The organism is Amycolatopsis lexingtonensis (assembly GCF_014873755.1).
Lineage (GTDB): Bacteria > Actinomycetota > Actinomycetes > Mycobacteriales > Pseudonocardiaceae > Amycolatopsis > Amycolatopsis lexingtonensis.
Genome location: NZ_JADBEG010000001.1, coordinates 5,124,572 through 5,137,074 on the forward strand (window position 1 = coordinate 5,124,572; position 12,503 = coordinate 5,137,074).

The 12,503-nt window shown below is 71.8% G+C and carries 12 protein-coding genes; 8 read left to right on the forward strand and 4 right to left on the reverse strand.

What is annotated here, in order from left to right; genetic code table 11:
• Positions 1 to 9: 9 nt before the first annotated feature.
• From H4696_RS22905 to H4696_RS22930, 6 genes are all read left to right on the forward strand, one after another.
• Positions 10 to 1,077: a ferredoxin reductase gene (locus tag H4696_RS22905; RefSeq protein ID WP_086859933.1), complete on the forward strand. Its 1,068-nt coding sequence runs from the start codon at positions 10 to 12 to the stop codon at positions 1,075 to 1,077.
• Between the two features lie 11 nt (positions 1,078 to 1,088).
• The gene (locus tag H4696_RS22910) at positions 1,089 to 2,198 is read left to right on the forward strand and encodes a fatty acid desaturase family protein (RefSeq protein ID WP_086859934.1); all 1,110 of its coding nucleotides are present in this window, start codon (positions 1,089 to 1,091) and stop codon (positions 2,196 to 2,198) included.
• 7 nt (positions 2,199 to 2,205) lie between these two features.
• Positions 2,206 to 2,406, forward strand: coding sequence for a hypothetical protein (locus H4696_RS22915; protein ID WP_086859936.1), 201 nt, complete (start codon positions 2,206 to 2,208; stop codon positions 2,404 to 2,406).
• A 330-nt stretch (positions 2,407 to 2,736) separates the two neighbouring features.
• Positions 2,737 to 4,041, forward strand: a complete 1,305-nt coding sequence (locus H4696_RS22920) for a sensor histidine kinase (protein WP_086859938.1) — start codon at positions 2,737 to 2,739, stop codon at positions 4,039 to 4,041.
• A gap of 9 nt (positions 4,042 to 4,050) precedes the next feature.
• Entirely contained in the window at positions 4,051 to 4,695 is a 645-nt protein-coding gene (locus H4696_RS22925; RefSeq protein WP_086859940.1) for a LuxR C-terminal-related transcriptional regulator, read from the forward strand.
• Positions 4,696 to 4,711: 16 nt separating this feature from the next.
• Positions 4,712 to 5,122 (forward strand): secondary thiamine-phosphate synthase enzyme YjbQ, encoded by a 411-nt coding sequence (locus H4696_RS22930; RefSeq protein ID WP_086859956.1) that lies wholly within the window; start codon positions 4,712 to 4,714, stop codon positions 5,120 to 5,122.
• Here the strand turns inward: H4696_RS22930 and H4696_RS22935 are convergent.
• Positions 5,060 to 6,058 (reverse strand): YhgE/Pip domain-containing protein, encoded by a 999-nt coding sequence (locus tag H4696_RS22935; RefSeq protein ID WP_086859958.1) that lies wholly within the window; start codon positions 6,056 to 6,058, stop codon positions 5,060 to 5,062. The two genes, H4696_RS22930 and H4696_RS22935, sit on opposite strands and share 63 nt — an antisense overlap.
• A gap of 101 nt (positions 6,059 to 6,159) precedes the next feature.
• Between H4696_RS22935 and H4696_RS22940 the strand changes: the two genes are divergently transcribed.
• Together H4696_RS22940 and H4696_RS22945 are read left to right on the forward strand one after the other, a co-directional pair.
• On the forward strand, positions 6,160 to 6,855 hold the full coding sequence (locus H4696_RS22940) for an HAD family hydrolase (protein WP_086859960.1): 696 nt from the start codon (positions 6,160 to 6,162) through the stop codon (positions 6,853 to 6,855).
• A 110-nt stretch (positions 6,856 to 6,965) separates the two neighbouring features.
• Positions 6,966 to 9,089, forward strand: a complete 2,124-nt coding sequence (locus H4696_RS22945) for a bifunctional lysylphosphatidylglycerol flippase/synthetase MprF (RefSeq protein WP_225955781.1) — start codon at positions 6,966 to 6,968, stop codon at positions 9,087 to 9,089.
• Here the strand turns inward: H4696_RS22945 and H4696_RS22950 are convergent.
• Genes H4696_RS22950 through H4696_RS22960 form a run of 3 tightly spaced genes read right to left on the reverse strand, consistent with a single transcriptional unit; the run spans position 9,067 to position 12,436 of the window.
• Positions 9,067 to 9,753: a hypothetical protein gene (locus H4696_RS22950; protein ID WP_086859964.1), complete on the reverse strand. Its 687-nt coding sequence runs from the start codon at positions 9,751 to 9,753 to the stop codon at positions 9,067 to 9,069. The two genes, H4696_RS22945 and H4696_RS22950, sit on opposite strands and share 23 nt — an antisense overlap.
• 26 nt (positions 9,754 to 9,779) lie before the next feature.
• A complete protein-coding gene (locus H4696_RS22955; protein WP_086859966.1) occupies positions 9,780 to 10,688 on the reverse strand; it encodes a DUF8017 domain-containing protein in 909 nt (302 codons plus the stop codon).
• Positions 10,688 to 12,436, reverse strand: coding sequence for a proline--tRNA ligase (locus tag H4696_RS22960; RefSeq protein ID WP_086859968.1), 1,749 nt, complete (start codon positions 12,434 to 12,436; stop codon positions 10,688 to 10,690). Before H4696_RS22960 ends, H4696_RS22955 begins: the two co-directional genes overlap by 1 nt.
• Positions 12,437 to 12,503 lie beyond the last annotated feature (67 nt).

Genomic DNA, 12,503 nt, shown 5'->3' on the forward strand with positions numbered 1-12,503 from the left:
GGAGGACCGATGACGGCGCTCATCCCCCGGCGGGTGCGCAGCCTCGCCTCGCTGGCCGAGGCACTGCTGACGCCGCACGGGATGGACCGGTACCTGGAGCTCGTCGACCCGATGCTGGTCCGCCGCGAGATCCGCGGGCTGGTCACGGCGGTGCGCAAGCAGACGCCGGACAGCGTCACCCTCACGGTGAAGCCCAGCCGCGCGTGGCCGGGTTTCACCGCCGGCCAGTACGTCCGCCTGCAGGTGGAGATCGACGGCGTCCGGCGCACGCGGTGCTATTCGCCGTGCGGTTCGCAGTACGACGGCGAACTGGAGTTCACGGTCAAGGAGCAGGGCCTGGTGTCCGGCTACCTGAACCGCGCGATCGGCGTCGGCTCGGTGGTCAACCTGTCCACTCCGGACGGGAGCTTCACCTTGCCCGCCACCCGGCCCGGCCGCGTGCTGCTGATCGCCGGCGGCAGCGGCATCACGCCGGTGCTCGCGATGGCCCGCACGCTCGTGGCCGAGGGTCACGACGGCGAGATCGTGTTCGTGCAGTACTCGAACGGGCCGGCCGACGCGCTGTACCGCACCGAACTGGCCGAGCTCGCCGAGCGGCACCCGGGCCTGCGGGTCGTGCACGCCTACACCCACACCCAGGGCGGCGAACTGCGCGGCTTCTTCTCCCCGGACCACCTCGAACAGGTGGCGCCGTGGTTCCGCGACGCCGAGGCGTTCGTCTGCGGCCCGAAGCCGCTGATGGACGCCGTGCGTGATCATTTGGGTGAACGCGTGCACACCGAAGAGTTCACGCCGCCGGCGTTGACCTTCGACACGGAGAACGCCGAGGGCCAGGTGCGCTTCAAGCGCAGCGGGCGGGAGTGCGCGAACTCGGGGAAGCCGTTGCTGGAGCAGGCCGAAGAAGCGGGCCTGTTGCCGGAGCACGGCTGCCGGATGGGCATCTGCTTCTCCTGCACCCAGCTGAAGACCGCCGGGCGCGTCCGCAACGCGAAGACGGGCGAGATCTCCGGCGAAGAAGACGAAGAAATCCAGCTCTGCATCTCCGTCCCGGTCGGGGACGTCGAGATCGACGCTTAGAGGAGACAGCCATGACCGGTCTGCAGGATCGCCTGACCCCGGCGCAGGTCGAGGAGTTCGGCCGCGAGCTCGACGCGCTGCGCCAGCGGATCGTCGACGACCTCGGCCAGGAGGACGTCGACTACATCCACAACGTCATCAAGACCCAGCGCGGCCTGGAGGTCGCCGGCCGCGCGCTGCTGTTCGCCGGGTTCTTCCCGCCCGCGTGGCTCGCCGGCGTCGGCGCGCTGTCGGTGGCGAAGATCCTCGACAACATGGAGATCGGCCACAACGTCATGCACGGCCAGTACGACTGGACGCGCGACCCGGCGCTGAGCTCGCAGCGCTTCGAGTGGGACACGGTGGCGCCCGCGGAGAACTGGCGGCACTCGCACAACTACATCCACCACACGTACACGAACATCGTCGACAAGGACCGCGACGTCGGCTACGGCATCCTGCGGATGGACACCGCCCAGAAGTGGCACCCGTACTACCTGGGCAACCCGGTGTACGCGACGCTGCTGGCGCTGTTCTTCCAGTGGGGCGTCATGCTGCACGACCTCGAGGTCGAGAACGTCGTCAAGGGCGAGCGGTCGTGGGCCGACAACGTGCCGGTGCTGCGTCGCATCCTGCGTAAGGCGTCGCGGCAGGTGGGCAAGGACTACGTGCTGTTCCCGCTGCTGACCGGCCCGCTGGCGCCGCTGACGTTCCTCGGCAACGCGACGGCGAACCTGACCCGCAACCTGTGGGCGTTCGCGATCATCTTCTGCGGCCACTTCCCGGCCGACGTCGAGAGCTTCACCGAGGAAGAGACGTCGGAAGAGTCGCGCGGCCAGTGGTACCTGCGCCAGATCCTCGGCTCGGCGAACATCACCGGCGGCCCGCTGTTCCACATCATGAGCGGCAACCTGTCGCACCAGATCGAGCACCACCTGTTCCCCGACATCCCGGCGCGCCGCTACCCGCAGATCGCCGGCGAGGTGCGCGCGATCTGCGAGAAGTACGGCCTCCCGTACCACACGGGGCCGCTGCACAAGCAGCTCTGGTCGGTCGCGAAGAAGATCGTGAAGCTCGCGCTCCCGCAGACTTCGCCCTCGCCGACTACCGTGGAACCCGACCGGCAGCTCCGAGCAGCGTGAGGGTGACATGGTGGGCCAGTTCGAACGAGACAAGGACACCTTGCAGGTGATCACCGAATCGGCCGCGACGCACGTCGGCAACATAGCTTCGATCATCACCGGCGCGATCCGCGACATCGCCCGCGAGACGGGCGACTGGCTCACGGACGTCATCGAGATGCGCGAGGCGGCGCAGCGGGCCCGGGAGGACGACCCGGACACCCCCTGAGCCGAGGTTCGTGAAGGTCACCTTGAGGAACGTGGAGTTCCTTGAGGTGGCCTTCACGGCTTTCGCGATCCGGGATTGTCGGTGGTCGCCGGTAATGTGGAAGACGGGGGGCGCCCCCGCGGGCCCGCTCGCCGGCACTTGGTCACCTCCACTCGCCGAGCAGGTCGCGAATGTCTCATTCGCGACCTCAGCGGTCCCCCATGAGTCATTGGCGACGCAAGCGACCCGCCTCGCCGACCGCAGAGCCCCGCCCCCGACGCCATGAACGTCCCCTTCACCACGTCCGGGCCCCCCGGGCGCTTCCCCGAGCCCGTCCCGGGGGAAAACCGGATGGGCAGCAGGCCCCGCCCGGGCGAAACTGAACCCGTGACCAGCCTCGATCTGCCCCGACCCCACCTGCTCCGCCGGGTGTTCGGCCCCCTCGCCGCGCGGGACTTCCGGGCCGAGTACGCCTGGCTGTGGCTCGCCGGCCCGCTCAGCCTGTTCTCCCTCTTCACCTTCCTCGCCCTCGTCTTCGCCGGCCTCTGGCTGACGCCGGTCCTGCTCGGCTTCCTCGTTCTCGCCGGCGCGCTGCTCTACGCCCGCGCCCTCGGCGCCGCCCACCGCGGCCTCGCGAAAGCCCTGCTCGGCGTGAGCGTCCCCGCCCCGCGCCGTCCCGAGCTGAAACCCGGGCTCTGGAGCTGGGTGAAGGCCCGCGTCGGCGACCCGGCGGGCTGGCGCACGGCCGGCTACCTGCTGCTCCGGCTCCCGCTGACCTTCGCGGGCCTGCTCGCCGTGGGCTCCGCGACGGTCTACGGCGTGGCCGCGACCTCCTTCGCCGTCTTCTGGTTCCCGCTCGGCGAACGGGAGCTGCCGACCTTCGGCATCCGGGCCGACCATTGGGCCGGCGCGCTCGCCTGGTCGGCGTCGGGGCTGCTGGTGCTCGTGGTGCTGCCGCGGGTGACGCACGCCTTCACCGCGCTCGACCGGCTGCTGGTCGTCGGCCTGCTCGGCGAGCGGGTGCTGTCCGAACGGGTCCGCGACCTCGAGGAGAGCCGCGCGACCGCGGTCGAGGACGCCGCCCTGCGGCTGCGGCGCATCGAGCGCGACCTCCACGACGGCGCCCAAGCCCAGCTCGTCGCGCTGTCGATGAAGCTCGGCCTGGCCAAGGAGGAACTCGAAGGCGTCGACCTCCCCCAGGTGAAAGAGCTGGTCACCGCCGCGCACACCAACGCGAAGCAGGCTTTGACCGAGCTGCGCGACCTCGCCCGCGGCATCCACCCCGCCGCGCTGGACGCCGGTCTCGACGTCGCGCTCGCCACGCTCGTCGCGACGTCCGGGATCGACGCGCGGATCACCGTGCACCTGCCGCGCCGCCCGCCGCCGTCGCTGGAGACGATCGTCTACTTCAGCGCCGCCGAGCTGCTCACCAACGCCGCGAAGCACGGCGGGACGACGTCCGTCGAAGTCACGGAGGAGCGCGACGTCCTGTGGCTGCGGGTGCGCGACCACGGGGGCGGCGGCGCCCGGGTCGTGCCCGGTGGTGGCCTGGCCGGCGTCGCCGAACGGCTGCGGACCGTCGACGGCGAGCTCGCCGTCACCAGCCCCGCGGGTGGTCCGACCGAAGTGACCGCACGGGTGCCGCTGCCCCGCTAGGGTCGCGGCATGCGGATCGTCATCGCGGAGGACTCCACCATCCTGCGCCAAGGCCTCGTCGAGCTGCTGACCTTCCGCGGCCACGAGGTCGTCGCCGCGGTCAAGGACGCCGACGCGCTGCGGGCCGCCGTCGAAAGCCACACCCCCGACGTGTCCATTGTGGACATCCGGATGCCGCCGACGCACACCGACGAAGGCCTGCGGGCCGCGATCGCCCTGCGCGGCGCGCTGCCGGGCTGCGCCATCCTGCTGTTCTCCCAGTACGTCGAGACGAAGTACGCGGCACAGCTGCTGGCCGACCGCGCGGGCGGCGTCGGCTACCTGCTGAAGGACCGCGTCGCGGAGGTGTCGGACTTCCTGGACGCGCTGCGCCGGGTCGCGGACGGCGAGACCGTGCTCGACCCCGAAGTCGTCAGCCAGCTGTTCTCCGCGACGCGCCAGACCGACGCGCTCGACAGCCTCACGCCACGCGAACGCGAAGTGCTGGGCCTGATGGCCGAAGGCCGGTCGAACTCCGCGATCGCGGCGAAGCTGTTCCTCTCGGCCGGTTCCGTGGAGAAGTACGTGACCTCGATCTTCGGCAAGCTCGGCCTGCCACCGTCCGAAGGGGACAATCGGCGGGTGCTCGCGGTGCTGCGCTACCTCGACTCCTGAGCCTTACGCTGGAGCCATGTACTCCACCGAGATCGAGGTCCGCACCGGCTCCGAAGCCGTCGTCCACGACCTCACCCGCGAAGCCGAGGCCTTCCTGCGCGACGCCGACGCGGCCGACGGGCTGCTGCACGTCTGGGTCCCGCACGCCACCGCCGGGCTGGCGATCCTGGAGACCGGCGCCGGCAGCGACGAAGACCTGCTGACCGCGCTCGACGAGCTCCTCCCCCGCGACGGCCGCTGGCGGCACCGGCACGGGAGCCCGGGTCACGGCCGTGACCACGTGCTCCCGGCGCTGGTGCCGCCGTACGCGACGATCCCGGTGCTGGGCGGTGTGCTCGCGCTGGGCACCTGGCAGTCGATCTGCCTAGTGGACACCAACCTCGACAACCCGGTCCGCAAGGTGCGGTTCAGCCTGCTCGCGGGCTGAGGGCCACAGCGTCACCAGCAGGCCCGCGGCGAGCAGCGCGCCCAGCACCCACAGCCCGGTCGTGACGTCGGGCGCGTCCGGCACGCCCTGCAGCAGGCTGCGCAGACCCTCGGCCGAGAAGCGGAACGGCGTCCACGACCACAGCAGCGCGCGGTAGGCGGGGTTCAGCAGTTCCGGCACCTGGCCGGCGACCGCGGGCGCGACCAGGTACAGCGGCCCCAGCACGGCCATCGCGCGCAGGCCGAGCAGGCGGAGCAGCCCGGCTTGCACCGCCGCGAACGCCGTCGCCGCGAGGAAGACGAAGCCGAGCACGCCGGCGTCGAGCGGCAGCGCCGAGTCCCACAGAGCGAAGAACCCGGCCACGACCGCCGTCAGCAGCACACCGACGCCGACGACCTGCGCGAACCGCGCTCCGGCGCCGGGCACGCGGCCGGTCCGCTTCGCCAGCTGCGTCAGGCCGAGGCCGGCCACCAGCGCGCCGATCCAGGCCAGCGCGGACGCGGCCAGCGGCGCGGTCCGGCCGGCGAGGCTCACCGGGTGCAGCACCTCCTGCTTCGGCGGCCCGGCCAGCGCGGTCGCGGCGCCGGTCAGCGCCTGCTGCGCGACCTGCGTGCCCGCCGGGTTGACCGCGCCGGAGGTCACGACCGTCGCGACCGGTCCCGGCGCGAGTTCGAGCACGCCGTAGACCTTCTTGTCCGCCAGGAGCCGCCGCGCTTCGGCCGGGGTCGCGACGGTCCAGGCGAGCTGGCCCCCGCCGTGCGCGGCGATGCGCTGGGCGATCTCGGGCGGCGCGGCGACGGCGACCGGGACGCCGTCCGGCGCGACGGTGGCCTGCGCGCCGAAGGTGAGGAACCCGAGCACCGCCGCCACCAGCGCGCCGGCCGCGGCGGCGACCAGGGCGAGCGCCCCGGCGGGGCGCCGGACAGGACCGGTCATGACAACCTCCAGTTATTCGTCGCTTGTTGAATTCAACGCTACGACCACCCGGCCCCGGAAGTCAACACGTGTTGAATAGTGTCGCCGGTAACCTCGATCCCGTGACGAAGAAGCGGCTGGTGCTCTGGGACATCGACCACACCCTCGTGGACTTCACCGAGCTGGGTTCGGCCTGGTACGCGACGGCGTTCACCGCCGCGACCGGGGCCACCCTGCGCGTCAACCCGGTGTTCGGGGGCCGCACGGAGCTCGCCACGACGACCGACCTGCTCACCGCGAACGGCTTCGAGGCCGCGCAGGAGACGATCGAAGCGCTGTTCGAAGCCCTCGTGGCGGAGTCCGAACGCGCCGCGCACCGCTTTCCGGCGGAAGCCCGCGTGCTGCCGGGCGCGGTCGAGGCGCTGACCGCGTTCGCCGGGCACGGCGGCGTCGTCCAGACGCTGGTCACCGGCAACCTGCCGGAGATCTCGCGGCACAAGCTCGCCGCGTTCGGCCTCCAGGAGCACCTCGACCTGGAGATCGGCGGCTACGGCACGCTTTCGGTGCACCGCCCCGACCTGGTGCCGCACGCCATGGGGCTGGCCGCGGCCAAGCACGGCACCGAGTTCGACGCCGGCGAGGTCGTCGTCATCGGCGACACCCCGAACGACGTCAAGGCCGCATTGGACAACGGCGCGGTCTCCATCGCCGTGGCGACCGGCCACTTCTCCGCCGAGGAACTGTCCGCGGCGGGCGCGCACACCGTCCTGCCGGACCTGGCCGACACCGACGCCGTCCGCGCCGCCGTGCTCGGCTGATCTCCTCCTGAAGGAGGGGAAACCCTCAGCCGAAAGAACGATTTCCCCTAGGGGAAATCTCGTTCCCTTGCCCGATGTCCCCCGGCGACGCGGCTCGACAGACTCTTCCCATGACTCAAACAGGGGCGGCGGGCAAGCTCGCCGGAGGGGGACGTGTCCGGGCAACGGCCGCGGTGCTCAGAGAGCGGCTGCCGTTCACCAGCACCGTCACGGCGGCCATGCTCGTGCTCGCCGTCGCGTCGGGGGCGCTCTGGAACGCGGCCGAAGACCGCGCGGCCTACCCGTTCATCGCCTACGGACTGCCGTCACTGGAGGCGGGCCGGTGGTGGACCATGCTCACCGGGCCGTTCTTCGCCGTCATCCCTTGGTACTACTTGCCGATGGTCGGCAGCTTCGCGCTCTTCGCCGGCTTCGCCGAGTGGCAGCTGGGAACGCGGCGCGCGATGGCCGTGACCATCGGCGGCCAGATCGCTTCCGTCCTCGTCGCCACGCAGTTCCTCGCGCTGTGCCGCAACTCCGGCTGGCTGTGGGCCGAGCGGATGGCGGGCAGCCTCGACGTCGGGTTCTCCGGCGGCGCGCTCGCCGCGGTCGCGGTCGCCAGCGCGACGCTGCGGCCGCCGTGGGCGCTGCGGCTGCGGGCCGGGCTGTGCGTGTACGCCGGCGTCGCGATCGTCTACGTCGGCACGCTGGCCGACCTCGTGCACTTCTTCGCGCTGCTGCTGGCGATCCCGCTCGGCAAGCGGCTCGTCGGCGGCCGGCGCTCCGCCGACGCGGCGGGCCCGAACCTGCGGGAGTGGCGGCTGCTGGCCGTCGCCGGCCTGCTGCTGCTCACCGTCGCCGAGATCGTGATGTTCCTGGTCCCCGGTAACGGGCCGTTCGGGTCGACGGAAGGGGTTTCGCTGTCGGCGCCGGAGCTGGCGATCCTCGTGGTGCTCGTGCTGCCGATGCTCAACGGGCTGCGCCGGGGCGGGCGCGTCGCGTGGCGCTGGGCGGCCGCGCTGTCGGCTTTCGTGACGCTGCAAGGGCTCGCCGTCGCCACGCTCGTCGGGCTGGCCGACGTCTTCGGCGGAGACTACGACACCGAGGGCCTGCCGCTGTTCTTCGTCGACAATCTCTTGTGGACGGTCGAGCTCGGCGTCCTGATCGCCGCGCGCCACGCGTTCCGGGTGCCTTCGCGACGCCGGCTGCGGCGCCACGCGCAGGGCCCGGGTCCGGCGCTGGCCCGCTCGCTCCTGGGACGTCACGGCGGCAGCACGCTGTCGTGGATGACGACCTGGCCGCGCAACACCTACTTCGTCCGGGAAGACGGCCGGTCCTACCTCGCCTACCGGCGGCACGCGGGCGTCGCGGTCGCGCTCGGCGACCCGATCGCGCCGGACGGCACCGCGGCGGCCACGGTCACCGAATTCACCACGATGTGCGAGAACTCCGGCCTGGTGCCGTGCGTGTTCTCGGCGACGGAAGCCACCGTCGCGGCGACGCGCGAGCTGGGCTGGCAGCACGTCCAGGTCGCCGAGGACAACGTGCTGGACCTCGACGGTCTTGAGTTCCGCGGCAAGGCGTGGCAGGACGTCCGGTCCGCGCTGAACAAGGCCGCCAAGCAGCAGATCGACTTCCGGCTGGTGCGCTTGGCCGACCAGCCGGAACCCATCCTCGCCCAGGTCCGGGCCCTCTCGGAGGAGTGGATCGCCGACAAGGGCATGCCGGAGATGGGGTTCACCCTCGGCGGGCTCGACGAGGCGATGGACCCGGCCACCCGGGTCGGCCTCGCGGTCGACGCGGAGGGCACCGTTCACGGCGTGACGTCGTGGCTCCCGGTCCACACGGGAGCGGGCAAGATCGGCGGCTGGACGCTCGACGTCATGCGCCGCAGCGCGCACGGTTTCCGCCCGGTGATGGAGTTCCTCATCGCGTCGGCCTGCCTGGCGTTCCGCGACGAAGGCGCGCGGTTCGTCTCGCTGTCGGGCGCACCGCTGGCCCGCAGCGGCTCCGGCGCGGCGCGGCCGGTGGACCGGGTGCTGGAGTCGCTGGGCCGCGTGATGGAGCCGTACTACGGTTTCCGTTCGCTGCACGCGTTCAAGGCGAAGTTCCAGCCGCGGCACGTCCCGCTGTACCTGGCGTTCCGCGACGAAGCCGACCTGCCCCGGATCGGGCTGGCGCTGAGCCGGGCGTACCTGCCGGACGTCCGGCTGCGGGAACTGGCGAAGCTGGTCAGTAGCTCTCGGGCACGCTGATCCGCTGGGGAAAGCGGATCTTCCGGCGGCTGACGACGTTCTGGTCCTTTTCGATCAGCCTGCCGTCGGTCAGCCGGAGCCAGTGGCCGTTCCGCGAATCGGTGAAGGCGAGCATCACCCCCGGGGTCATGTCCGGGCGCTGCCACGATTCGCGGATCGGCATCCGCCACTTCCCGGGCGGGAGGATCGCGTAGAGGTACTCGTCGTCTTCGATCACCGGCCCGCGGTGCAGCGTGGATCCGGTCATCGGCAGCTGCCGCACCAGGTCGAACGAGACGACGACGTGGTTGACCGCCTCGGCGTTCGCGTTGGAGACGACCATGTACCCGGCCGCGTCCGTCCCGGGCTCGGCGCGCTCGATCCACGCGGTGACCTTCGCGGCCTGCTCCTGCCGCTCGCGCCGGTCCCGTTCCCGCCGGTCCGCCTGCGCGACCCGGCCGTCGCGGATGGCGATCCACAACGCCACGACCACCGCGGCGATCGTGCCGATGCCCCCGACCCACTGCCCGGACGCGCCCCACCAGTCCGGATCCCGCGGCTCGACGAGCCAGATCGCCCCCTTCGCCAGCAGCGGCCCGAAGAGGAGCAGGACCCCCGCGACCCCCAGCACCGCGAACGCGCCGATCCTGATCCGCGCGAGCCGTCTGTCCGCGTCACCACCCATGCGGGCAGCCTGCCGAATTCCGGCGCCTAGCGGTAGGTGGTCGGCGGCGGAGTCGTCGTGCTCCGGTCCGCCGCGGGGACGAACCGGTAGCTCCGCACGATCCCGACCAGGTCGTCGCGCACCGAGGGACCGCCCCGGTCGCTGTCCGCGTACGCCACCACGACCCCGGCCGTCCCGGCATTCCCGCCGAACGCCATCGCCGCCACCAGCGCGTGCTTGGCCGCGCACTCCCCCGTTTCCGTGGGGACGACTTCCGCGACCACGATCCGCGCCGGCGCCTTCGTGCCGTCGGCCTTCGTGAGCTGTGCGTCGGTACCCGCGTCCGCGGTCACCGCGGCGAGCGGGCCGTTGTCCGGGCTGAACGCGCTCATCCCAAGGTCGGTCACCGCCTTGCGGGCCGCCGCGTCGAGGTCGGTCAGCGGTTCCGTCGTGACGCCCGCGCCGCCGAGGTTGCTGTCGCCGCAGAAGTCCTCGCCCAGGAACGCGCTCGTGATCAGGCGGAGGCCCGGGACCGCGCCGGTCTTGTCCCAGCCGTGCAGCGTGCCGGGTTCGGGCGCCCAGCTCGGCGGGACGTCGTAGGCGTACGAACCGTCCCGGCCCGCGACCGACCGCCAGCCCGTGACGACCGCCGGGACCTCGGCCCGCGGCGACGGCGTCACGACTACCGGCGTACGCGGCGTCGGCGACGAGGACGCGTCACGCGGCTTGCCGACCCCCAGCGCGTTCAGCACGCCGGCGACCAGCGCGATGAACACCAGGCCGAACCACGGCGCCCGCCGCCATTTCAGCGGCTTCGCGGCCGGGCGGATCCGCTTCGGCCGCGCACGCGGCGGCTCCGGCGCGTCCGCGGGTTCGTAACCGCCGAACCCGCGGAGCGCCGCGTTGTCCTCGTACCCCGGCGTCTCGTCTTCGGGCCGCCGGCGGAACCGGGCCATCAGGACCGGACGAGCTTGACCAGGTGCTCGGCGACGGCGTCGACCGCGATCTCTTCGCGCTCGCCGGAGCGCCGGTCCTTGACCTCGACGACGCCGTTGGCCAGGCCGCGCCCGACCACCAGGATGGTCGGCACGCCGAGCAGCTCGGCGTCGGCGAACTTGACACCCGGCGTCGCCTTGCGGTCGTCGAGGATGACCTCGATGCCCGCCGCGTCCAGCTCGGCGGCGATCTTCTCGGCGCCGGCCGCGATCGCCTCGTCCTTGCCCGCGATGACGATGTGCACGTCGAACGGCGAGACCTCGCGCGGCCAGATCAGGCCGAGCTTGTCGTGGTTCTGCTCGGCGAGCACGCCGACCAGCCGCGAGACGCCGACGCCGTACGAACCCATCGTGATCCGGATCGGCTTCGAGTCCGGGCCGAGCGCGTCGAGCTCGAACGCGTCCGCGTACTTGCGGCCGAGCTGGAAGATGTGCCCGATCTCGATACCGCGCGCGGCGACCAGGGTGCCCTGGCCGTCGGGCGACGCGTCGCCCTCGCGGACCTCGGCGGCCTCGATCGTACCGTCCGGGGTGAAGTCGCGGCCGGCCAGCAGGTCGACGACGTGGTGGTCGACCTTGTCGGCACCGGTGACCCAGGCGGTGCCGGGGACGATCCGGGGGTCGGCGAGGTAGCGCACGCCGTTGTCCTGCAGCGCCTTCGGGCCGATGTAGCCCTTGACCAGGAAGGGGTTCTTCGCGAAGTCGGCCTCTTCGAGCAGCGCCACCTCGGCGGGCTCCAGCGACGCTTCGAGGCGCTTCATGTCCACTTCGCGGTCACCCGGGACCGCGACGCAGACCAGCTCCCACTCCTTCGCACCCGGCTGACGCGTCTTGAGCATGACGTTCTTCAGCGTGTCGGCCGCGGTGAACGTGCGGCCCAGGTTCGCGTTGTTGAGGAAGTTGACCAGCGTCTCGATGGTCGGCGTGTTCGGCGTGTGGTGCACCTGCGCCTCGGGGCGGCCCTCGATCGGCTGCGCGGGGGGCGCGGGCGTGACGACGGCTTCGACGTTCGCCGCGTAGCCCGAGTCCGTGCTGCGGACGTAGGTGTCTTCGCCCGTCTCGGCGACCGCGAGGAACTCCTCGGACGCCGAGCCGCCCATCGCACCCGACGTCGCCTTCACGACGACGTACTCGAGGCCGAGCCGGTCGAACAGCTTCGTGTAGGCGTCGCGGTGCGCCTGGTAGGAGCGCTCCAGGCCCTCGTCGTCGAGGTCGAAGGAGTAGGAGTCCTTCATGACGAACTCGCGGCCGCGCAGAATGCCGGCTCGGGGACGCGCTTCGTCGCGGTACTTCGTCTGGATCTGGTACAGCGTGACCGGGTAGTCGCGGTACGAGCTGTACTCGCCCTTCACGGTCAGCGTGAAGAGCTCCTCGTGCGTCGGGCCGAGCAGGTAGTCGGCGCCCTTGCGGTCCTTGAGGCGGAACAGGCTGTCGCCGTACTCGGTCCAGCGGCCGGTCGCCTCGTAGGGCTCCTTCGGCAGCAGCGCGGGGAACTGGATCTCCTGCGCGCCGATCTTGTTCATCTCGTCGCGCACGACGTTTTCGATCCGGCGCAGCACGCGCAGGCCCAGCGGCAGCCACGAGTACCCGCCCGGGGCGACCCGGCGGACGTAGCCGGCACGTACCAGGAGCCGGTGGCTCGGTACCTCGGCGTCCGCCGGATCCTCGCGCAACGTGCGAAGGAACAACGACGAAGTCCTGGTGATCACTGCGGGGCTCCCTGCGCCGGGCGGGTGTGAAAGTCCCGCTCAGGGTAGTCACTCACCCCGCCGTGAC

Bases quoted from the DNA above. Each gene is read 5' to 3' on its own strand.
- H4696_RS22905 (WP_086859933.1), top strand. From the start codon at position 10: ATGACGGCGCTCATCCCCCGGCGGGTGCGCAGCCTCGCCTCGCTGGCC.
- H4696_RS22910 (WP_086859934.1), top strand. From the start codon at position 1,089: ATGACCGGTCTGCAGGATCGCCTGACCCCGGCGCAGGTCGAGGAGTTC.
- H4696_RS22915 (WP_086859936.1), top strand. From the start codon at position 2,206: ATGGTGGGCCAGTTCGAACGAGACAAGGACACCTTGCAGGTGATCACC.
- H4696_RS22920 (WP_086859938.1), top strand. From the start codon at position 2,737: ATGGGCAGCAGGCCCCGCCCGGGCGAAACTGAACCCGTGACCAGCCTC.
- H4696_RS22925 (WP_086859940.1), top strand. From the start codon at position 4,051: ATGCGGATCGTCATCGCGGAGGACTCCACCATCCTGCGCCAAGGCCTC.
- H4696_RS22930 (WP_086859956.1), top strand. From the start codon at position 4,712: ATGTACTCCACCGAGATCGAGGTCCGCACCGGCTCCGAAGCCGTCGTC.
- H4696_RS22935 (WP_086859958.1), bottom strand. From the start codon at position 6,058: ATGACCGGTCCTGTCCGGCGCCCCGCCGGGGCGCTCGCCCTGGTCGCC.
- H4696_RS22945 (WP_225955781.1), top strand. From the start codon at position 6,966: ATGACTCAAACAGGGGCGGCGGGCAAGCTCGCCGGAGGGGGACGTGTC.
- H4696_RS22950 (WP_086859964.1), bottom strand. From the start codon at position 9,753: ATGGGTGGTGACGCGGACAGACGGCTCGCGCGGATCAGGATCGGCGCG.
- H4696_RS22955 (WP_086859966.1), bottom strand. From the start codon at position 10,688: ATGGCCCGGTTCCGCCGGCGGCCCGAAGACGAGACGCCGGGGTACGAG.